Source organism: Streptomyces sp. CA-142005, assembly GCF_050942335.1.
In the GTDB taxonomy this organism is placed as follows: Bacteria; Actinomycetota; Actinomycetes; order Streptomycetales; family Streptomycetaceae; genus Streptomyces.
In genome coordinates this window covers 8,875,461-8,894,381 of record NZ_CP192078.1, presented here as the reverse complement: position 1 = coordinate 8,894,381, position 18,921 = coordinate 8,875,461, and the positions used below count along the sequence as shown (strand labels likewise).

Here is an 18,921-nt window from a genome sequence, read left to right as displayed (position 1 = left end):
GGTCAGTCGTGCGGGACGACGGCGACGGGCGCAGTGGCGTGGTGCAGGACGGCATGGGTGACGGGACCGATGTGGGCGCCGGCGGCGGACTGGCGGACGCGCCGGCCGACCACCACCAGGGAGGCGTCGCGGGAGGCGTCGATCAGGAGGTTGGACGGGCTGCCGAAGCTGGACTCCGCGACGACCTGGACGTCCGGGAACTTCCGCCGCCAGGGGGCCAGCACCTCGGCCACGGCGCCGGCGTCGGTGTCCGCGAGCAACTGCTGGATTCCGGGGTCGGGGGCCATGCCGTAGGCGTAGTACGGCGTCGGGTTCCAGCCGTGCACGACGCGCAGCGGCGCCTCGCGGCGGGCGGCGGCGTCGAGGGCGAACCGGATCACCGTTTCGTCGGGGCTGCCGAGGTCGAGTCCGAGGACGACCGGCCTGAAGGAGGTGGCGGCGGACGGGGCACCGGCCGCGTCCGTCTCGTGCTCTTCCGCAGCCTGCTCACCCGCCCGGACCAGGACGACGGGCCGCTCGGCGTGCGCCACGACCCCGAGTCCGACGGAGCCGACCAGGAAGCCGGCGATCCCGCCCAGCCCGCGCGAGCCGACGACCAGCAGCTCGGCGTCCTTCGCCGCGCCCGCCAGCGCCTCGGCGGGCGAACCGCTGAGCTGCTCCGTGCTCACCTCGACACCGGGGTGGCGCAGCCGCAGGCCTTCGGCGGCCTCCCGGGGGATCCGCTCGGTCCAGTGCTGGTAGGTCTCGGCGCCGAGGAACGGGGCGTGGGCCGTCGGAGCCGGTGCGGGCTCCCAGACCTGTACGAGCCTGACGGCCACTCCGCGCAGCTTCGCCTCGCGGGCGGCCCATTCCGCGGCGGCGCGGCTCTCGGGCGAGCCGTCGAGACCCACGGTGATGGTGCGGGGCATGATCTCCACCTCCTGAATCGGGGAACCCGATTCCGACGTCGTGCTCAGGGGTTACGCGGGCAGGGGCCGCCGGGCCCCTCATCCCCCACTCTCGTCCGGTGCACGGCGTGGCGCCGGATGCCGAAGGTCTCCACCGGATGGGCTGAACGTCCCTGTCCGGCGGGCCGGTTGGGGCGAGAGCCAGCCGGACAACGCGTCGCGTGGCCCACCGGATCGCGCCCGGCAGCGGGCGGCGCCTCGGCTCCGCCAAGGCAGGGATGACGGCTCCCCGGCGGGCGGACGAGCCGTCGATCACCTGGGCCGAAAGCGCCTGCGGGGGGCCGGGCGGACCGCTGACGAGGGTGGTCGACGGGGAACGGCTCCTCGAGGGACACGCTGCGCACCGGGGGCGCACCGGCCGCGGACTCCCGGCCGGGCGCATGCCGCCGACGTGGGCCGGACGGCGGGCGTGGCCGGAAAACGGCGCCTAGATTGAAGGAGAAGTCATGGAGGCGGGAAGGGAGTGCTGCCGGTGGCATCGCGGGTCGACCACACGGCGCTGTTCGCCGCCACGCCGAGCCCTTACCTCGTGCTCGGTCCGGACCTCGTCATCGTGGACGTGAACCGGGCCTACCTGGCGGCCACCGGGCGCACCCGGGAGGACCTGCTCGGCCGGCACATCTTCGCCGCGTTCCCCGACAACCCCGCCGACCCGGAGGCCGACGGGGTCCGCAATCTCGGTGCTTCCCTGCACCGGGTGCTGGCCACTCGCCGGCCCGACACGATGGCCCTGCAGAAGTACGACATCCCCGTCATGGGCCGGCCAGGGGTGTTCGAGGAGCGCTGGTGGTCCCCGGTGAACACCCCGGTCGTGGGACCGGACGGGCAGGTGGCCTACATCATCCACCGGGTGGAGGACGTCACCTCGTTCGTCAAGGCGCACCGGGCCGCCCACCCCGCCGCCGGCATCCGGGTGGGCGAGCGCCTGGACGAAACCCAGGCTCTGGAGGCCGAGCTGTACGCACGTGCGCGGGAGCTGCAACGGCTGAACGAGGAACTACGGCAGGCCCACACCCGCGAACGCGAGGTCGCCGTCGCCCTGCAGCAGGCCATGCTGCATGCCCCCGACCTGGCCCGCCACCGCGATGTGGCCGTGCGCTACCTGCCCGCCACCGGCTCCCTCAACGTGTGCGGCGACTGGTACGACGTCGTCGACATCCCGCCCGACCGGCTCGCCCTCGCCGTCGGCGACGTCATCGGCCACGGCCTCGAAGCCGCAGCCGTGATGGGCATGCTCCGCAGCGCCCTGTCCGCCGCCATCCGCGCCCTGGAACGGCCGGCCCAGGCGCTGGAAGTGCTCGGTCTGTACGCCCGGTCCATCGACGGGGCGCTGGGCACCACCGCCGTCAAAGCGATCGTCGACACCCGCAGCCGCCTGATCACCTACAGCAGTGCGGGACATCCACCGCCAGTGCTCCTCCACCGCGACGGCCGCTGCGAACTGCTGGACCAGGCCACCGACCCGCCGCTCGGCACCCGCCCCCAGCACGTCCCCCGCCCACAGGCGAGCGCGACCTACAAGTCCGGGGACACCCTGGTGCTGTACACCGACGGGCTCATCGAACGCCGCGGTGAGGACATCGACGCCGGTCTGGGCCGGCTGACCGACGTGCTCAACGAGTGCGTGCCCCTCGACACCGAACAGCTCGCCGACACCGTCCTGGCGCGCCTCGGCGTCGCCAGCGGCGGCCGCGACGACGTCGCCCTGGTCGTCGCACGGCTCTGAACGGGGGCCACGACGACGCGGCCGCCCGGCTCACGGGGTGACGCCGGCCGTCCGGATGGCGACGTCGTCCAGGAAGGCGCCTTCGTTCTGGGCCAGGAGGGCGTCGCACAGTTCCGGAAGAGGCCCTGCGGCGCGGCTCGCCGCGAGGGCGATGGCCTGCCATGCCCTCGTCGAGCGGTTGGTCGCGGTGCTCGGCGAGTCCGTCGGTGGGCAGGAGCAGGGTGGCCCCGGCCGGGAGCATCCGCTCGTGGTCGGGGCGAGGGAGCGTGGGGTCGACGCCCAGAGGGTGGCCGGCCGACTCCATGTGCAGGTAGCGGGCCTGGTGATCGGGAGTGATCAGGAGGGGCGGCAGATGCCCGGCGCTCGCCCAGCGCAGCAGGCGGCTGCCGTCGGCCGCGGCGTGCTCCAGGCGGGCGACGACCACGGTGGCCATGGGGCCGCCGTGCAGGTCGTGCAGGATCTCGTCGAGGCGGTGCAGGATCCGGCTGGGCGGCTCCTGCTCGTCATAAGCGACCACCCGCAGGACGTTGCTGATCTGGCTCATGAGCGTGGCGGCTTCGAGGCCGTGACCCATGACGTCGCCGACCATCAGAAAGGGGACGTCGCCGGGAAGGTGGATCAGGTCGTACCAGTCGCCGCCGATGCGCGGGGCATCGCTGGAGGGCTGGCAGCGGGCCTGCGGTTCCAGATGGGGCAGTGCGGGGAGGGTGGGCAGCAGGCGGCGCTGGAACTCCTCGGTGGCCTGGCGCAGGCGCCCGTAGAGGCGGGCGTTCTCGATGGCCACGCCGACCGCGCCGGCGAGCGCGGTAAGGATCTCCTGGTCGTCGTCGGTGAAGGCGCCGTTGCGCTTGTCGGCGAGGTACGGGTTGCCGTAGACGGTGCTGCGCACCCGGATCGGCACACCGAGCGGGGTGGTCATGACGGGGTGGCCCTCGGGAAAGCCCGCGGCGCGGGGGTCGGCGGCCAGGTCCTCCACGCGCAGGGGCTGGGGATGGCGGACCAGTCGCCGAGCAGCCCGGTGCCGTGGGGCAGCTCGGCACCCGCGTCCTGGCGGAGCTGGTCGGCTCCGAACCCGGCGGTGATCAGCTCGGTGAAGTCGCCGTCCTCGTCCAGGACGCCGATGGCGGCGTACCGCGCGTCGACCAGGTTCCGGGCGGAGTCCACGATGGCGTGCAGCACCACCTCCAGCTCCAGGGCGCTGCTGATGGTCAGTACGGCGTCCAGCAGGGAGCGCAGCCGGCCGTGGCGTGAGCGAGCTGCTGCAGGCCCTCCTGGAAGTGGTCCAGAGCCTCGGCGCCCGCCAGTGGAGGCAGGTGAGCCGTGCTCATCCGCGCCCTCGTCTTTCCCGTTCGGTGACCCATGCTCGGGTACCCGGGATGAGAGCACTGGGATCTCGCCTCGGCTGGAAAGGCCGCGTCCGCAAGCCCGGCTCGGTGAGGAAGGCGGGCCGACCGGGCGCCTCGTCCGGCGCGCTCCGGTCCAGGGACTTCAGTCGCCTTCCTGCCGGCGGCGGTCCTGGACCTGGGTGGCGATGACCGCGGCCTGGATACGCCGCTCGACGCCGAGCTTGGCGAGCAGGCGGGAGATGTGGTTCTTCACCGTCTTCTCGGCCAGGTACAGCCGCTGACCGATCTGACGGTTGGTCAGCCCCTCGCCGATCAGGGCCAGGATCTCCCGCTCACGTTCCGTCAGGCCCTTGAGCTCGTCCGGCTCCTGCTCCTGCTGCTGACCGCCGCGCAGCCGGGCCATCAGCTTGGTCGTGGCGCTCGGGTCGAGCAGGGACTGGCCGCCGGCCACGGTGCGTACGGCGGACACGAGGTCCGAACCCTGGATCTGCTTCAGGACGTATCCGGCCGCGCCCGCCATGATCGAGTCGAGCAGGGCCTCCTCGTCGTCGAAGGAGGTCAGCATCAGGCAGGTCAGCTCGGGCATCCGGGAGCGCAGTTCCCGGCACACGGTCACGCCGTCGCCGTCGGGCAGGCGGACGTCGAGCACGGCCACCTGCGGGCGCAGCGCGGGGACCCGGGCCAAGGCCTGCTCCACCGTGCCGGCCTCGCCGACCACGCTGATGTCCGGCTCGTCGTCCAGCAGGTCGCGCACGCCGCGCCGCACCACCTCGTGGTCGTCCAGCAGGAAGACCCGGATCGTGCTGTCCTGCTCGCCGTCCGCCATCGAAGACTCCTTGTCCTGCGTTGTGTACCGATGTCCGCCGGTGGACAGGAGCGACCCTGTCCACCGAGATCTTTCTCGTTTCGGGACCTGAGGACCAGGGCCGGTCGGCCCTCATTCGGCGTTCGCCACGACAGGTCCACGGGTCGTGCTGCCGTGCCCGGCGCCGCCGTCGCGGTCCCCACACGCGGGAGACGTGCACGCGGAGGGGCCGCTCGGCCCTGTCCCCGGGGCCTGGAAGCCCTGGGTCGCGACCGGCACCTGCAGCAGTGTGGAGCCGACGCCCATACGTCCGGGCCAAGGTCGACGCGGCTCTCGGCCGGCCGGTACTTCCGGAGGTCACCGGCGAGGTGAGCGTCGCGAGGGCCGCCGCGCACCACGTCGAGCGGCCGTGGTCCGCCGGGGCCGAGCTCCGTGTGGGCAGCGCCCGCGTGGTCGTGCACGCGGAGGAGGCGAGCGCCCGAGAACTCGCGGACCGGCTGCAGGACCGGCTGCGCGGCCAGGTCGAGACCGCCGTACACCGCGGGGACGGCGCACGCCGGACGGCCACTCCGCCTCCGTGGCGTGGCGGCCCAACCGACGGCAAGCGGCATTAGAGCCATCCGTCCCCGCGGTGCGAGGCGGGTCGGCCCCCCTTCCTGTCACTTCCGGCCCTGCCCCCTGGCGCGGCCGGCTGCGAGGCTGAAGAGGCGCCGGAGCAAGGAGTGCGGCGCGGCTCGGGCAGAGAAGGTGTGGTGCCGTATGGAGCGCGGCTCCACGGCCTCTCACTCGTGCTCGGTCGAGGAGGGAGGCCCCATGAGGACACACACCGTCGGCGAGATCATGACCAGCGACGTCGTCTGCGCGAGCCGGGAGACGTCGCCCGAGGACGTGCTGCGGTTGCTGAACCGGCACCGCATTCGCGCGCTTCCGGTCGTGGACCACGACGACAAGGTGGTCGGCGTGGTCTCCGGCACCGACCTCGCGCATGGCTGGACGGCCCGAGCCCGCCCGCGTGGCTCGGCGGCCACGGCTGTGGGCGAGCTGATGACGACCCCCGCGGTCACGGTTCACCCCGAGCAACGTGTCTCGGACGCCGCACGGGTGATGGAGCGTCACGGGGTCGACCGACTCCCGGTGGTGGACGAGGAGGACCGCATCATCGGCATCGCCACCCGTCGGGACCTGCTGCGGGCCTTCCTGCGTACGGACGAGGAGATTCGCCGGCAGGTGATCGACGAGGTGCTGCCCGGCACGCTCGGCCTGCCATCCGGTGCGGTCGCCGTCTCCGTCCGAGAGGGCATGGTCGTGCTGGAAGGGTGTCTCCCCGATCGCGGTGACGTCGCGTCGCTGGTCCGGTCGACCTGGCGGGTGGACGGGGTGGTCGGTGTGCTGAACCACCTGAGGTTCGCAGCCGACGACGGCCGATCGCCTGGCCGACGGGATGCGGAGGAGGGTTTGCCGGCGCAGTGAGGGTCCGCCGGGGCAGCGAGGGTCCGCCCGGCCGCGAAGCAGGGCCGAACGGCCCTGGTGTGAGGAGACCCGGTGCCGTTCCAATGACCTGATCGATCTGTCCGTGGCCTCCGGCTCGCCGGCGCCGTGGACAGGCAGCCGCCCGCGCCCTGGAGGACAGCACACATGCCATACCGGCGCACCAGCCGTCGCGACGGCGGCCGGGCGCGTGCGAACCCCGCCACGCCGGCCGGAGACACACCGCAGTGAGCAGCGAGTCCGTACGGAAGCCCGCCATGACCACCGACAACGTCCAGACCGTTTCCACCGGACCGCGCCGCAGCGTCGAGCTCGACAGCGACGAAGCGCTGCGGCTGCTGGGCAGCGTTTCCTTCGGCAGGGTCGTCTTCACCCGCCAGGCGCTGCCCACCGTCCGCCCGGTCAACCACCTCCTGGACGGCGGCGACATCGTCATCCGCACCCATGAAGGCGCGGCCCTGACCTCGCACACCCGGCAGGCGGGCGCCCCCGGCGTCGTCGTCGCCTACGAGGCCGACACCATCGACCCGCACACCCACCTGGGTTGGAGTGTGGTCGTGACCGGCTACGCCCACCTCGTGACCGATCCCCATGAACTGGCCCGCTACCAGGCCCTGCTCCATCCCTGGGTGAACCAGACCATGGACTACGCGGTGCGCATCCGCCCCGACCTGATCACCGGCGTCCGTCTCACCGCGGCCGAGGAGCCCGGAGCCGCCTGAGCACGACGGCAGCGGGGCGGGCTCACGTGGAGAGGTGCAAGCCGTAGAGGGTGCGGCCCGCGAGGAGTTCACGCCCGGTGACCAGTTCGGGCTCGATGCGCACGAACACCTCCTCGGGTGCGGGCACCCAGGAACACAGGCCGATCCCTTCCAGGCGTTGCCGCTCGGCCTCGTCGGTCACGACCTCGGCGCGGCCTGTGACGACCACGCTCCAGCCGGCCTGCGCGAGGGCGTTGACCGCGTCCGCCTCGAAGGCCACGACCGCGCCGTCGACCGCGCGAGCCGATTCCGAAGCCGCCGCGGTGCGCAGCACCACCGCGCCGTCGTGGTCCAGGCGGAAATTGACCGGCAGGACAGCGGGCAGCGCCTTGCGCGTGTAGACGATCCGACCGACGGGAACCGTCGCCAGCAGGCGCAGGCACTCCTCGCGACCGAGTTCGCGGAAACCATCGTTCGGGTACATGAGCCGGCCCGTCTCTCTCCGAGTTGGGGATCTACGCTCCATGCTGACCCGGGTGGCGGCCGCGGATGAGGGGCCACCGGTCCCTCCCGCGCCGGAGAGCGGCCGTAGGAAGGGCGCCAAGCAAGGGACCAACCGCCCTTTCTCGTCGTCCATGGCCGGACCATCTCACCGGTTGGCCCCTTCGGCCCTCGGCCTGCGGCTGGTCGGCCCATGTGACGGTACGGCGCGTGCTGTCACCGTCTTCGTCTGAGGACGAGGAGGGGTGGAGAGATGCGCGACGACAAGCCGGCCGGCAGCGAGCCCAAGCGCACGAGGCTGCCGCTGTGGCGGTGGCGGAGCAATCCGATCCGACGGCGTGACGACGTCCTGGAGGCATGGCTCCTGCTCGCCATGTGGCTGCTCGTCGTGGTGGGCGGAACGGTGGCCGGTGCGATGACCGCCCACGCCGCCGACCGGTCGTTCGCCCGGCAGCGCGCCGAGCGAACCCTCGTCCACGCCGTACTCCTGACCGATGTCCCGTACACGGCGGTGTCGGGGACGGGCCGGGACCTGGTCTCGGCGAAGGTCCGCTGGACGGCGTTTGACGGCTCCACCCGCACCGGCACGGCGCAAGTGGACAGCGGGCGGAAAGCAGGCTCCACGCTCACCATCTGGATCGATCACAACGGGCAGCCGAGCGCCCGGCCACCGGCTCCCGGCAAGGCGGCTGTCGAGGCGGGACTCCTGGGAGCCTCGGCCGCCCTTGCGCTGAGCGGGTTGGTGTTCGCCGTCGGGAGCGCCGGACGGTGGTGGCTCGACCGGCGGCGCATGGAGCGATGGGACGCGGAGTGGGACCTGGTCGGCCCGCGGTGGGGGCACATGACGAGCTGACCTCGTGTTTCCCGGAACATACCCGGTTCCAGGCCGTGTTCCCCAACGCCGACCGCGCGCGGGTGGACTCGATCCGACATCGGATCCCCATGCGTCGACTGTCCCTTCGGTGTGCGGAGCAGGCGCAGGCCGACGAGGCTCAGGACGGGTAGGACGCGCGAGGATGCGCCGGCTCCGCGTCCCGAGGGCATGGCATCCAACGCCTCGGCCGTTCCGGCGCTCACCTCATCCCCGCACGTCGAAGCCGCCCCGCCCGTCGAACCGTACCTCCCGGACGTCGTCGAACCCGTCCGCCGTCGATGGTTCGCGCAGCCGCTTCAGCGTGGCGAGGACGCCGACGTCCGGGACTCGGTCACGGCCCTCACGTGCGGCGTTGCGTCGCAGCGAGCCGGTCACGTCAGGCGGGAACCAGTAGGCCGTGACCGTCGCCCCGTGCGTGTGGGCCAGCTCCACCAGCGGGCCCCACTCCTGTGGCGAGGGGTTGGTGTTGTCCACGGCGACCGGCCGCCCCGCCACCAGGTGCTCCTCCACCAGTCGCATCTGCCGCCGCTGCTTGTTCCTGGCGCCCCGCGGAAACAGGTCCTTGCTGACCAGGGCGTACCGGCCGGACAGACACCGCGCGTAGAAGGTGGTCTTTCCGGACGCCTGCAGCCCGACCAGCACGGCCACGTCCACGTCGATCGCCATGACCGCCACGATGCCATGTGACCGGTGGACCGCCTGCACCCGTCAGGGAGCCTGCCGACGGCGGCCGGTCTCTCCCTCGCCTTCCGGCTCGCCCTCGGTCCCTTCGGCGGCCTCCACGCCTTCCAGTGGGTTGCCCGCCGTCGTACCGCGCTCCGGCTGGTAGCCCTCTTTCGCACTCGCCGTACCCGGCAGTGACCGCTCCCGTGCCTGGCTCTCGGAGCCCGAGTGCGCTCCGGGCTCCTCTTCGCTGCGCGCCCGGTCGTAGCGGTCCCCGCGGTGGTTGTTCTGGCCGGTCATGCCCGCCCTCCCATCAGGGTCGGAGCAGCTTGCAGGTGTGCAGGGTTCCCTGTGACACGCGCCGGAAACGGCCACACTCAAGGACCGGTCGTGGGAGTCAGGCGCAGAATCGCCTCCGCTGTGGCTGCGGGGCTTCGCGGGGTGGGAAGTGGCCGACGTCAGGCAGCAGGATGCGCTGGTAGTGCTCGGCGAACAGGTCGTCCTTGCCTTCCGTGGTCTCGGCGAGGTTGTCGCCGTCACGTTCGCCGTGCAGGACGAGGGACGGGACCCGGACCGGTGGCGGCTCGGCGAGGCGGTGCTCCAGGTCCTGGTAGGCCGGGTCACCGGGAGCCTCGCCCCAGCGGTGCAGATAGGCGTGGGCGCTGATCTCGGCCCAGTCGGGGTTGTCCCAGGCCGTGGCCGCTCGATCGAAGTCGGTGTCGGCGATCTCCCACCCCGGTGACCACGTCGTCCACAGGTACGGGCAGAAGCCGCGACGGTCGCGCTCCAGCATCTCGCGGCCCCGGGCGGTGTCCAGGTCCGCCTCATCGAATGCGAGATCACCATCGCCACCACCGCCGGACGACACAGCGGCGTCTACCGCCTGGCCACTACCCTGCTCGATCCCCACCGCTATCCGGCCTTCGAGCTGGTCAGGCTGGATCACGAGAGATGGGAAGGGGAGTCCGCCTACTTCGCGATCAAGAAATCGGTGCTCGGCCGACGCGTGCTGCGGGCCCGCACTCTGCCGGGCATCGCGCAGGAAATCTACGCCCTGCTAACCGTCTACCAGGCGATAAGGATCGCCATCGCCGACGCCACCAGCACCGTCCCCGGGGCCGACCCGGACCGGGCCGGCTTCAGCATCGCTCTCCACACCGTCCGCGACCAGGTCGTCCAGGCAGCCGGCGTGATCGCCGGCACTACCATCGACCTCGTGGGTGCCATCGGCCGGGCAGTCCTCAACAACCTCATGCCCGTCCGCCGACTGCGCCTCGGTCCCCGCGCCGTGAACCGACCAATGTCCGCTACGCCCACAAGAGGAGGAGAGCACTTCAAGGGGCCCACCGGGACGACCGGCCCATCTCCGGCTGACCCGTCGAACCGCCGAGCGGCGATCGCCTCCCTGGGAATGGATGCGTTGCCCGGGGGTACGCAGCCCGGGTGGCCGGTGCCGCGGTGAGTCTGTTGCGGCGTACGGTGCCCGGGGCCGGGAAAGCCGGCTCGCCGCGCACCGTGCTGGTCGTAATGTGCGTCGGCTACTTTCTGGTGCTGCTCGACGTGACGATCGTGAACGTCGCGCTGCCGCGGATCGGTTCCGGGCTCGGCGCCGACGTGAGCGGCCTGCAGTGGGTGGTCGACGGCTACGCGCTGGCGCTGGCGTCGCTGATGCTGACCGCCGGCACGCTGGGCGATCTGCACGGCCACAAACGCATCGTGCTGATCGGGCTGGTCGTCTTCGGGGCGGGCTCGCTCGCCTGCGGCCTGGCCCCCGGCGTCGCGGTGCTGGTCGCCGCCCGCGTCGTCCAGGGAATCGGAGCCGCGCTGTTGCTGCCCGGCACGTTGGCGATCATCAGTGACGCCTTCCCCGAGGGGGCCGGGCAGGCGAGGGCGATCGGCGTGTGGGCGGGCATCGGCAGCCTGGCGCTGCCCGCGGGGCCGCTGCTGGGCGGGGCGCTGGTCGACGGCTTCGGCTGGCGGGCGATCTTCCTCCTCAACGTGCCGATCGTGCTGCTGGCCCTGGCCTGGGCCGGGTCGATCGTCCGGGAGAGCCGGGAGCCGCAGGCCAGGAGGCTGGATCTGCCCGGCTTGCTGGTGGGGAGCCTGCTGTTGCTGGCGACGACGTTCGCGTTCATCCAGGGCGGGCGCTACGGCGCCGGATCGGCGGCGGTCGTCGCGACCGCGGTGGTGGCACTGGCGGCGCTCGTCGCGCTGGTCCTCGTCGAGCGGCGCCGCGGGGACGAGGCCATGCTGCCGCTGGCGCTGTTCCGGCGCGCGGGATTCAGCGTGGCGAACACGGCGGCCGGGACGATGAACCTGTGCACCCTCGGCACGCTGTTCGTCCTGATGCTGTTCCTGCAGTCGCTCCAGCATCGCCCACCGCTGGAAGCGGGGCTGGCGATCGTTCCGCTGTTCGCGCCGCTGGCCGTGCTGGCGCCGTTCGGCGGCCGGCTGACCAGCAGGATCGGGTCCCGTCTGCCGGCCGGTGCCGGACTGCTCCTCGCCGCGGCGGGCCTGGCGCTGCTGACCCGGGTCACACCGTCGTCGGGCTACGGCGCCATGCTGCCCGCGTTCCTGCTGTGGGGCATCGGGCTGGGCCTGCTGACCCCCGCCGTCGTCGCCGCGGCCATCGCCGCCGTACCCGGCGAACGCTCCGGTCTCGCCTCGGCCATCAACAACACCGCGCGCCAGGCCGGCGGCGCGATCGGCATCGCGGTGGCCGGTGCCGTCGCCGGCCGGCCCGGCGGCGCGCACTTCGTGCACGGCTTCCACACCGTCGCCCTGGGCTCGGCGCTGCTCTACGTCGCCGCCGCCGTCCTCGCGCTCCGTCTGCTGCCCGGTGACCTGCTTCCCGGGGAGACACAGACGCGGCGGACACGCCGACGACGAGCGGGCAGCGGAACGGACGAGTGAAGGAGCGCCATGCCTGACCCGGCCGGCTACACCTACGGCACCGACGAGGTGGCCCGCTCCCCCGTGTCCCTCGCCGAACTCGACGAACTGCGCGGGACCGTGGGCCTGACCGAGGAGGACGAGCACTACCTGTGCCTGGCGGCCGAAGTCCTCTCCCCCCAGGCCGAGGCGATGGTGGACGCCTGGCGTGCCCTCATCGCCGGACACCCGCACCTGGCCGCGTACTCCGCCCACCCCGACGGGCGGCCCGACCCGCGGTATTCGGCCGCGTCCAAGCCGCGTTTCGTCCAGTGGATCAGCGACGTCTGCACCCGCCCGTACGACCGGAACTGGCTGGACCACCAGCACGAGATCGGCCTGCGCCACACCCGCACCGCGAAGAACCGCACCGACGGCACGGACGCCCCCGACCACATCCCCCTGCGCCATCTGCTGGCCTTCACCGCCCCGGTCATCCTCACCACCAAGCCGTTCCTGCAAGGACACGGGCACAGCCAGGACGAGGTCGAGCACATGTACGCCGCGTGGACGAAGGCGGTGCTGCTCCACGTCACCCTGTGGGCTCGTGCCTACACCGGGCCCGACGACTGGTGACACACGACGGTGATCAACGGCGCCCCGATGGAGACGCGAGGAAAACGGCGGGAGAGGAACAGGCCATGAAGCCGGGCACGGCGAGAGTGAACGGCATCCGCATGCACTATGCGCGGGGCGGGGACGGGCCACCGATGGTGCTGCTGCACGGCTGGCCGCAGACGTCGCACTGCTGGCGGTTCCTCGCCGGTCCGCTCGCCGAGACGTACACCGTCATCGCCCCGGACCTGCGCGGCTACGGACACAGCGACAAGCCGCCGGACGGCTACGACAAGCGGACGATGGCCCGTGACGTCGCCGAACTCGTCGTCTCGCTCGGTTTCGGCGGTGCGGTCGGCGTGGTCGGCCACGACCGGGGAGCTCGCGTCGGGCACCGGTGGGCGCTCGACCGTCCGGAGCAGGTGGGGCGGCTCGCGGTGCTGGACATCGTGCCCACCCACGCCCTCTGGCAGCGCTGGGACACGCGGCTGGCCGCGTCCTACTGGCACTGGATGTTCCATCTCCAGCCCGATCTGCCCGAACTCCTCGCCGGCAAGGACGTCGCGGGCTACCTCCGCTACTTCTTCGAGCGCTGGACGTACCGGCGCGAGGTCTTCGACCCGGCGACCATCGACACCTACGTACGGGCCTTCTCCGCACCGGGAGCCCTCCGCGCGGGATTCGACGACTATCGCGCGGCGTTCCCCGCCGACGACGCACACGACAGCGCCGACGCGGAGGCGGGGCGCAGGCTGACCATGCCGGTGCTGGCCCTGTGGGGCGCGCAGGGGCTGCTGGGCGAGCTGCCGGCGCTGGAGATCTGGCGAGGGTACGCCGACGACGTCCGTGGCCGGGCGGTGACCGAATGCGGGCACTTTCTGCCGGAGGAGCAACCGGAGGTGGTACTCCGGGAGCTGCTGGAGTTCTTCGCCGGCTGAGTGCGTCCCCGGGCTTGAGCGGGGACGGTCATGCCGGGGGCGGTGTGGTGCGGGCACGGAAGGTGCGTCGGTAGCCGGTGGGAGTGGTGGCGGCGTCCCTGGCGAGGTGGAGCCGGAGGTTGGTGGCGGTGCCAAGACCGCAGCGGCGGGCTACTTCCTCGACGGTGAGGTCGGTGGCTTCCAGCAGGCGGCGGGCTTCCTGCAGGCGCTGCCCGTTGAGCCACCGCAGGGGTGTCGTGCCGGTCTCGGCGACGAAGCGGCGGGCGAAGGTGCGGGGGGAGACGCCGGCCTGCCGGGCCAGATCGGCGACGGTCAGCGGCCGGTCGAGGTGCTGGAGGGCCCAGGCGTACACGGAAGCCATGCCGGTGCCCTCGGTGGGCATGGCGCGGGTCAGGTACTGGGCCTGTCCGCCGTCCCGGTGCGCGGGTACGACGAGCCGGCGGGCGAGGTCCGCCGCGGCCTGGGCGCCGTGGTCCTCGCGCACCAGATGCAGGCACAGGTCGATCCCGGCGGCGAATCCGGCGCTGGTCAGGACGGGTTCCCGGGCGGTGTAGAGCAGGTCGGCGTCCACGTCGACCAGCGGGTGACGACGGGCGAGTTCGTCCGCGTCCATCCAGTGCGTCGTGGCACGTCGGCCGTCGAGCAACCCGGCCGCGGCGAGCGCGAAGGCGCCGGTACAGACGGAAACCATGCGCGCACCGCGGGCCGCCGCGGCGCGCAGCGCGTCGAGGACGGGCGGCTCGGGCGGGGTCAGCGGCTGGTAGCCGGGGACGACCACGGTGTCGGCCTCGCCGAGCGCGTCGAGGCCGCGGGGCGCCACGAGGTCGAAGCCCGTGGTGGTCGGCACGGGTCCGGCCGCGGCGGCGCACAGCGTGAACCGATAGGCCCCCGGCCCGCCCGGACCGCCGAAGATCTGCGCGGGTATGGCGAGGTCGAAGGCGACCACGCGCGGGAGGGCGAGCGCCACCACATGATGCATGGCAGCAATCTTACGAACATGGGCATTGCTGCCACTGGTCTCGGGTCCGCTGCCCGGAGAGGGTGAAGCGGTCGCGGGACAGGCCCGCGGCGGTCCCGAATCTCTCGTTCGTTCAGGAGCACAGCCGATGCGTTTCCTCGACGCCGCATCCCACACCGCCGACCGCCCCTGGGGTGCGCTGGACCTTGCGGAATTCGACACGGCGACGGTCCGGCTGCACTGGACCGACCAGCCGTACGTCTGGCACGTCAACGACGGGCCCGAGGTCTTCGTGGTCCTCGACGGCGCGGTCGACATGCACTACCGCGTGGACGGTGCCGAACGCGTCGAGCGGCTCGTGCCCGGCCGCGTGTGCTGCGTCGAGCCCGGCGACGCCCACGTGGCCCACCCCAGTCCGGAGGCCCGCGTCCTTGTCGTCGAACGCAAGGACAGCGTGTGACGCAAGGACAGTGTGTGACGGGGGGCCGCGGGGTGCCGCGTCGGTCGTTGCTCGACGCGGTCCGCAAGGCCAATCGCCCCCGGACGCGCGCCGCCCGTTCCCTCTGACTGCGGTGCCGGCTTCCCTCTGACTGCGGTGCCGGCCGGGCTCCTCGCCGAAAACCCCCGTGACGCCGCGCTCGGATACGCCGTGCAGCGCCGGGGTACCCGTGCGTCGCGACGAAGGAGGTACCGGCCGTGGGCGCGACATTCTCCCTGGGCCGTGTGGCGGGCGTCCGCGTCGGCGTGCACTGGAGCGTGCTGGTCGTCTTCGCGCTGATCACCATAGGGCTGGCGCAGGGGCGCCTGCCCCGCGCCCACCCGGGCAGTCCGGCCTGGGCGTACTGGCTGACGGCCCTGGCGACGGCCGTGGTGTTCCTGCTGGCCCTGCTGGCCCACGAGATCAGCCACGTCATGGTGGCCCGCCGCAACGGCGTCGGCGCCGACGAGATCACGCTGTGGCTGCTGGGCGGGGCCGCGCGTCTGCACGACGAGGCGCCCACCCCGACGGCGGAACTGCGCATCGCGGGCATCGGGCCGCTGGTGAGCCTGCTGCTGGGCGGGTTCTTCGCCCTGCTGACCTGGTGGACGCACGCGCTGCACAGCCCGGGGCTGCTGGTGGAGGCGCTGGCCTGGCTCGCGGGCATCAACATCCTGCTGGCCCTGTTCAACGTGCTGCCCGCCGCGCCGCTGGACGGAGGGCGACTGCTGCGCGCGCTGGTGTGGTGGCGCACCGGCAACCGGCTGCGTGCCACCGAGGTCGCCACCGGCGCGGGACGCGCGCTGGGCTGGATCCTGGTCGCGACCGGCGTGTACGAGGCCCTGGCCGGTGGGTTCGCGGGCGGCCTGTGGCTGCTGCTCATCGGCTGGTTCATGGTCGCCATGGCGACCATGGAGGGCAGCCAGGCAAAACTTCGTGAACTGCTGCGTTCGGTGCCGGTCCGACAGGCGATGAGCGCGGATCCGGTCACCGCCGCGGCCGGAACGACCGTCCGGGAGTTCCTCGGCGGTCCGCCGTGGCGCTATCGGCACTCGGCCTTCCCGGTCACGGACCCGGCGGGGCGTCCCGTGGGGCTGGTCAGCGTGCGGCAGGCCGGACAAGTGCCGGTGGAAGACCGCGACTCGACCTCGCTCGACGCCGTGATGGTGCCCCTCGGCGACATCCCCACCGCCGGCCCCGACGAGCCCCTGGCCCAGCTCGTGCCGGCCCTGGAAGCCAGTCCCGCCCGCCGCGCCCTGGTGCTGGTGGACGGCCGCGTCGTCGGCATCGTCACCAGCTCCGACGTCAGCCGGGTCATCGCCTGGCTCACCTCGACCACACCGCCGGGCGCGGGCCTCAGGACGGCGCGGCAGTAGCCGGTCACCGGTGCCGGCAGGGGCGTCATCGGGCGGCGTGGTGGCTGAGGGCCGCGTGGGGATCGCCGGTGCCGGCGGTGGGGTGCGGGTCGGTGTGTACGGTGGCGGCCGTCAGCCGGGGCACCGCATGGATCATGGCGTGTTCGGCCGCGACCGCAATGGCGTGGGCGCGGGCGACGCTCAGCTGCGGGTCGACGACGATGTCGGTCTCGGCGCGCAAGGAGTGGCCGATCCAGCGCATCCGCACCGAGCCGACGTGCTCGATGCCCTCGACGGTGTGCAGGGCCCGCTCGGCACGGTCGACCAGGGCGGGGTCGACGGAGTCCATCAGGCGCCGGTAGACCTCGCGGGCGGCGTCCTTGAGCACCATGAGGATCGCGGCGGTGATCAGCAGCCCGACGACCGGGTCGGCCCAGCGAAAGCCGAGGGCGGCGCCGCCGGCGCCGAGCAGGACGGCCAGGGAGGTGAAGCCGTCGGTGCGGGCGTGCAGGCCGTCGGCGACCAGCGCGGCGGACCCGATCTTGCGGCCGGTGCGGATGCGGAAGCGGGCCACCCACTCGTTGCCGATGAAGCCGGCCAGCGCGGCAAGGGCGACGGCCCACAGATGGCCGACGTCGCGAGGGCGCAGCAGGCGGTCGACGGCCTCGTAGGCGGCCAGCGCGGAGGAGGCCGCGATGGTCAGCACGATGGCGATGCCGGCCAGGTCCTCGGCGCGGCCGTATCCGTAGGTGTAGCGGCGGTTGGCGGCCCGCCGCCCGAGGGCGAACGCGATGCCGAGCGGTACGGCGGTGAGCGCGTCGGCCGCGTTGTGGATGGTGTCGCCCAGCAGCGCGACCGACCCGGACACCGCCACGATCACCGCCTGGACCACGGTGGTCGCCCCGAGGACGGCGAGCGACAGCCACAGCGTGCGCATCCCCTCGCGGGAGGTCTCCATCGCGGAGTCGACCTTGTCCATCGCCTCGTGGCTGTGCGGGGTGACCAGGTGAGCGAGCTGGTGCCGCACCTTCGGCCAACGCCCGCCTCCGTGCGGGTGGTCATGGCCGTGGACGTGGCCGTGACCGTAACCGTGACCATCGTGGTGGTGCCCGTGCGGCTCGTGGGTGTGGGACTGCTCTTTCACGGTGCGCCTTTCGCGGACGACGGCGGGCGGGCCGAAGGTGGACGCCGGTAGTGCTGTCCCTCCATTATGTGCGTATGAACGCACGCATGCATCTATCAGGTGCACACCCCTCGCAACAGACAGACGAGGGCGAACGCCTGGCGGTCGCCGTGGAGGTGCTCGGCCTGCTCGCCGACCGCACCCGGCTGGCTCTGCTGCGGCGGCTCGGCGAGGGGGAGGCCGACGTCACGACGCTGACGGGGGCGACCGACGCCTCACGGACGTCGGTCAGCCAGCATCTGGCCCGGCTGCGCCTGGCCGGGCTCGTGACCACCCGGAAGGAGGGGCGCCGGGTCGTGTACGCCCTGCGGCACGGACATCTGCGCCGCCTGGTCGACGAGGCGCTGAACATCGCCGACCACCAGATCGGCCACCTTCCGCCGCACGACTGACGCCCCGCCATGAAGGCGCGCCGATCCTGGAAGCCGAGGGGGCCCGGCGGCCGCCGGACGGGCGGGGAGCGCTCAGGCTCCGGCCGCGGTCACCACCGCGTCCGTGGCGAAGCCGAGGAGCAGACCGAGGAGGATGCACCAGGTGGTGAGCGTCTTCAGGTCGGCCTTGCGGGCCACCGCGAGGAGTTCGATGACCACGTAGAGGATGGAGCCGGCGGCCAGACCCAGGAACGCGATGGAGAGCGTGTCGTTGACGAGGTGCTGACCGACGAGGGTGCCGAGGAAGGTGGGTCCGCCGCCGATCAGGCCGAGCCGGAGGAGGGCGGCCCAGGAGGGGCGTTCCCCCTCGGCGGCGAGCGGGGCGACGATGCCGAAGCCCTCGGTGGCGTTGTGCAGGCCGAAGCCGATGATGAGCAGCACGGCGAGGGAGAGTTCGCCCTTGGCGGCGGAGTTGCCGATGGCCAGGCCCTCGGCGAAGTTGTGCAGGCCGATGCCGGTCGCGATCATCAGGGCGAGGGAGGCCGCCTGGCTGCGGGTCTTCGGCGCCGGCTCCGTGGCCACGGCGGCGCCGGGACCGGCGGGACGCGCGGCGGCGGCTCGGCGGCGGGCGGTCCAGGCGTCGTAGTACACGAGTCCGGCGAGGCCGACCGCGAGTCCGGCGGCGAGGACGAGTCCGCCGGAGGCGACCGTCGCCCAGCGGTGGTCGCTCAGCGCTTCGTCGACCGGTTCCCAGGCGTGGGTGAGGACGTCCCAGACGAGGAAGACGAGGATGCCGATGGCGACGGCGTTCAGGCCGGCCCTCAGGCGGGGCGTCGGTGTGCGCAGCCGGCCGAGCGGGAGGCCGAGGTAGATGGTGAGGCCCGCGATGGCGCCGAGCAGGGCGATGTTGGCGCTGGACATGGGGAGGACTCCGGGTCGTGCTCTGGTGGCGGCCTGGTGGGGGCGGGCTGCCTGGGGACCACGTGAGCATAGGTTAGGTGAGCCTCACCTAAGGGTTTCCTGTGCGGCGCTTGGGTGAATCTTGACGGACCCGTTGCCGGTCTGTGTCGGCGCGACGGGGCGACTTCGGCGAGCCGTCGC

General features: G+C 72.6%; 22 protein-coding genes and 1 pseudogene. 12 read left to right on the top strand and 11 right to left on the bottom strand.

The window, feature by feature from the left end:
• Positions 1–2: 2 nt before the first annotated feature.
• Positions 3–908, bottom strand: a complete 906-nt coding sequence (locus ACQPXS_RS41010) for a universal stress protein (RefSeq protein ID WP_433454592.1) — start codon at positions 906–908, stop codon at positions 3–5.
• A 511-nt stretch (positions 909–1,419) separates the two neighbouring features.
• Here ACQPXS_RS41010 and ACQPXS_RS41005 point away from each other — a divergent pair.
• On the top strand, positions 1,420–2,673 hold the full coding sequence (locus ACQPXS_RS41005) for a PP2C family protein-serine/threonine phosphatase (protein ID WP_433454591.1): 1,254 nt from the start codon (positions 1,420–1,422) through the stop codon (positions 2,671–2,673).
• Here ACQPXS_RS41005 and ACQPXS_RS41000 read toward each other — a convergent pair.
• The 3 genes and pseudogenes from ACQPXS_RS41000 to ACQPXS_RS40990 form a co-directional block, all read right to left on the bottom strand.
• Positions 2,561–3,457, bottom strand: a complete 897-nt coding sequence (locus ACQPXS_RS41000) for a PP2C family protein-serine/threonine phosphatase (RefSeq protein ID WP_433456174.1) — start codon at positions 3,455–3,457, stop codon at positions 2,561–2,563. The two genes, ACQPXS_RS41005 and ACQPXS_RS41000, sit on opposite strands and share 113 nt — an antisense overlap.
• 48 nt (positions 3,458–3,505) lie before the next feature.
• Positions 3,506–3,679, bottom strand: a pseudogene (locus ACQPXS_RS40995) (GAF domain-containing protein); the annotation flags it as partial.
• A 482-nt stretch (positions 3,680–4,161) separates the two neighbouring features.
• Positions 4,162–4,845, bottom strand: a complete 684-nt coding sequence (locus tag ACQPXS_RS40990; protein WP_365324740.1) for a response regulator transcription factor — start codon at positions 4,843–4,845, stop codon at positions 4,162–4,164.
• Positions 4,846–5,192: 347 nt separating this feature from the next.
• Between ACQPXS_RS40990 and ACQPXS_RS40985 the strand changes: the two genes are divergently transcribed.
• The 3 genes from ACQPXS_RS40985 (at position 5,193) to ACQPXS_RS40975 (ending at position 7,034) form a co-directional block, all read left to right on the top strand.
• Entirely contained in the window at positions 5,193–5,438 is a 246-nt protein-coding gene (locus ACQPXS_RS40985; protein WP_433454590.1) for a hypothetical protein, read from the top strand.
• 199 nt (positions 5,439–5,637) lie between these two features.
• On the top strand, positions 5,638–6,294 hold the full coding sequence (locus tag ACQPXS_RS40980; RefSeq protein ID WP_433454589.1) for a CBS domain-containing protein: 657 nt from the start codon (positions 5,638–5,640) through the stop codon (positions 6,292–6,294).
• A gap of 275 nt (positions 6,295–6,569) precedes the next feature.
• Positions 6,570–7,034: a pyridoxamine 5'-phosphate oxidase family protein gene (locus ACQPXS_RS40975; RefSeq protein WP_433454588.1), complete on the top strand. Its 465-nt coding sequence runs from the start codon at positions 6,570–6,572 to the stop codon at positions 7,032–7,034.
• Positions 7,035–7,056: 22 nt separating this feature from the next.
• On the opposite strand, the gene ACQPXS_RS40970 is transcribed toward ACQPXS_RS40975, so the two are convergent.
• A complete protein-coding gene (locus ACQPXS_RS40970; protein ID WP_433454587.1) occupies positions 7,057–7,497 on the bottom strand; it encodes a pyridoxamine 5'-phosphate oxidase family protein in 441 nt (146 codons plus the stop codon).
• Between the two features lie 270 nt (positions 7,498–7,767).
• On the opposite strand from ACQPXS_RS40970, the gene ACQPXS_RS40965 reads away from it, so the two are divergent.
• Positions 7,768–8,367, top strand: coding sequence for an Rv1733c family protein (locus ACQPXS_RS40965; RefSeq protein ID WP_433454586.1), 600 nt, complete (start codon positions 7,768–7,770; stop codon positions 8,365–8,367).
• 225 nt (positions 8,368–8,592) lie between these two features.
• Here ACQPXS_RS40965 and ACQPXS_RS40960 read toward each other — a convergent pair whose 3' ends face one another.
• The 3 genes from ACQPXS_RS40960 to ACQPXS_RS40950 form a co-directional block, all read right to left on the bottom strand.
• Positions 8,593–9,054, bottom strand: coding sequence for an AAA family ATPase (locus tag ACQPXS_RS40960; RefSeq protein ID WP_433454585.1), 462 nt, complete (start codon positions 9,052–9,054; stop codon positions 8,593–8,595).
• A gap of 42 nt (positions 9,055–9,096) precedes the next feature.
• Positions 9,097–9,351: a hypothetical protein gene (locus tag ACQPXS_RS40955; RefSeq protein WP_365324728.1), complete on the bottom strand. Its 255-nt coding sequence runs from the start codon at positions 9,349–9,351 to the stop codon at positions 9,097–9,099.
• Between the two features lie 97 nt (positions 9,352–9,448).
• Entirely contained in the window at positions 9,449–9,997 is a 549-nt protein-coding gene (locus tag ACQPXS_RS40950; RefSeq protein ID WP_433454584.1) for an alpha/beta fold hydrolase, read from the bottom strand.
• Between the two features lie 45 nt (positions 9,998–10,042).
• Here ACQPXS_RS40950 and ACQPXS_RS40945 point away from each other — a divergent pair, with 45 nt between their 5' ends.
• The 4 genes from ACQPXS_RS40945 (at position 10,043) to ACQPXS_RS40930 (ending at position 13,475) form a co-directional block, all read left to right on the top strand.
• Positions 10,043–10,513, top strand: coding sequence for a hypothetical protein (locus tag ACQPXS_RS40945; protein WP_433454583.1), 471 nt, complete (start codon positions 10,043–10,045; stop codon positions 10,511–10,513).
• The gene (locus ACQPXS_RS40940; RefSeq protein WP_433454582.1) at positions 10,510–11,964 is read left to right on the top strand and encodes an MFS transporter; all 1,455 of its coding nucleotides are present in this window, start codon (positions 10,510–10,512) and stop codon (positions 11,962–11,964) included. Before ACQPXS_RS40945 ends, ACQPXS_RS40940 begins: the two co-directional genes overlap by 4 nt.
• Before the next feature lie 9 nt (positions 11,965–11,973).
• The gene (locus tag ACQPXS_RS40935; protein ID WP_433454581.1) at positions 11,974–12,558 is read left to right on the top strand and encodes a protoglobin domain-containing protein; all 585 of its coding nucleotides are present in this window, start codon (positions 11,974–11,976) and stop codon (positions 12,556–12,558) included.
• A gap of 65 nt (positions 12,559–12,623) precedes the next feature.
• Positions 12,624–13,475, top strand: a complete 852-nt coding sequence (locus ACQPXS_RS40930; RefSeq protein WP_433454580.1) for an alpha/beta fold hydrolase — start codon at positions 12,624–12,626, stop codon at positions 13,473–13,475.
• A 28-nt stretch (positions 13,476–13,503) separates the two neighbouring features.
• Here the strand turns inward: ACQPXS_RS40930 and ACQPXS_RS40925 are convergent, their stop codons facing one another.
• A complete protein-coding gene (locus tag ACQPXS_RS40925; protein ID WP_433454579.1) occupies positions 13,504–14,454 on the bottom strand; it encodes a GlxA family transcriptional regulator in 951 nt (316 codons plus the stop codon).
• 127 nt (positions 14,455–14,581) lie between these two features.
• On the opposite strand from ACQPXS_RS40925, the gene ACQPXS_RS40920 reads away from it, so the two are divergent.
• Complete coding sequence (locus tag ACQPXS_RS40920) at positions 14,582–14,893, top strand: hypothetical protein (RefSeq protein ID WP_433454578.1); 312 nt, start codon at positions 14,582–14,584, stop codon at positions 14,891–14,893.
• 236 nt (positions 14,894–15,129) lie between these two features.
• Entirely contained in the window at positions 15,130–16,287 is a 1,158-nt protein-coding gene (locus tag ACQPXS_RS40915) for a site-2 protease family protein (RefSeq protein WP_433454577.1), read from the top strand.
• Between the two features lie 25 nt (positions 16,288–16,312).
• Here ACQPXS_RS40915 and ACQPXS_RS40910 read toward each other — a convergent pair whose 3' ends face one another.
• Positions 16,313–17,293: a cation diffusion facilitator family transporter gene (locus ACQPXS_RS40910; RefSeq protein WP_433456172.1), complete on the bottom strand. Its 981-nt coding sequence runs from the start codon at positions 17,291–17,293 to the stop codon at positions 16,313–16,315.
• A 191-nt stretch (positions 17,294–17,484) separates the two neighbouring features.
• Here ACQPXS_RS40910 and ACQPXS_RS40905 point away from each other — a divergent pair, with 191 nt between their 5' ends.
• Positions 17,485–17,841 (top strand): ArsR/SmtB family transcription factor, encoded by a 357-nt coding sequence (locus ACQPXS_RS40905; RefSeq protein WP_356307188.1) that lies wholly within the window; start codon positions 17,485–17,487, stop codon positions 17,839–17,841.
• 72 nt (positions 17,842–17,913) lie between these two features.
• Here ACQPXS_RS40905 and ACQPXS_RS40900 read toward each other — a convergent pair whose 3' ends face one another.
• Positions 17,914–18,741, bottom strand: a complete 828-nt coding sequence (locus ACQPXS_RS40900) for a ZIP family metal transporter (protein ID WP_433454576.1) — start codon at positions 18,739–18,741, stop codon at positions 17,914–17,916.
• Between the last annotated feature and the right edge of the window lie 180 nt (positions 18,742–18,921).

What these genes read in the sequence shown, in the direction of transcription:
- ACQPXS_RS40905 (WP_356307188.1), top strand. Translation starts at nt 17,485, where the DNA reads ATGAACGCACGCATGCATCTATCAGGTGCACACCCCTCGCAACAGACA.
- ACQPXS_RS40955 (WP_365324728.1), bottom strand. Translation starts at nt 9,351, where the DNA reads ATGACCGGCCAGAACAACCACCGCGGGGACCGCTACGACCGGGCGCGC.
- ACQPXS_RS40965 (WP_433454586.1), top strand. Translation starts at nt 7,768, where the DNA reads ATGCGCGACGACAAGCCGGCCGGCAGCGAGCCCAAGCGCACGAGGCTG.
- ACQPXS_RS40920 (WP_433454578.1), top strand. Translation starts at nt 14,582, where the DNA reads ATGCGTTTCCTCGACGCCGCATCCCACACCGCCGACCGCCCCTGGGGT.
- ACQPXS_RS40975 (WP_433454588.1), top strand. Translation starts at nt 6,570, where the DNA reads ATGACCACCGACAACGTCCAGACCGTTTCCACCGGACCGCGCCGCAGC.
- ACQPXS_RS40960 (WP_433454585.1), bottom strand. Translation starts at nt 9,054, where the DNA reads ATGGCGATCGACGTGGACGTGGCCGTGCTGGTCGGGCTGCAGGCGTCC.
- ACQPXS_RS40970 (WP_433454587.1), bottom strand. Translation starts at nt 7,497, where the DNA reads ATGTACCCGAACGATGGTTTCCGCGAACTCGGTCGCGAGGAGTGCCTG.
- ACQPXS_RS40980 (WP_433454589.1), top strand. Translation starts at nt 5,638, where the DNA reads ATGAGGACACACACCGTCGGCGAGATCATGACCAGCGACGTCGTCTGC.
- ACQPXS_RS40900 (WP_433454576.1), bottom strand. Translation starts at nt 18,741, where the DNA reads ATGTCCAGCGCCAACATCGCCCTGCTCGGCGCCATCGCGGGCCTCACC.
- ACQPXS_RS40925 (WP_433454579.1), bottom strand. Translation starts at nt 14,454, where the DNA reads ATGCATCATGTGGTGGCGCTCGCCCTCCCGCGCGTGGTCGCCTTCGAC.
- ACQPXS_RS40930 (WP_433454580.1), top strand. Translation starts at nt 12,624, where the DNA reads ATGAAGCCGGGCACGGCGAGAGTGAACGGCATCCGCATGCACTATGCG.
- ACQPXS_RS41010 (WP_433454592.1), bottom strand. Translation starts at nt 908, where the DNA reads ATGCCCCGCACCATCACCGTGGGTCTCGACGGCTCGCCCGAGAGCCGC.
- ACQPXS_RS40935 (WP_433454581.1), top strand. Translation starts at nt 11,974, where the DNA reads ATGCCTGACCCGGCCGGCTACACCTACGGCACCGACGAGGTGGCCCGC.
- ACQPXS_RS40990 (WP_365324740.1), bottom strand. Translation starts at nt 4,845, where the DNA reads ATGGCGGACGGCGAGCAGGACAGCACGATCCGGGTCTTCCTGCTGGAC.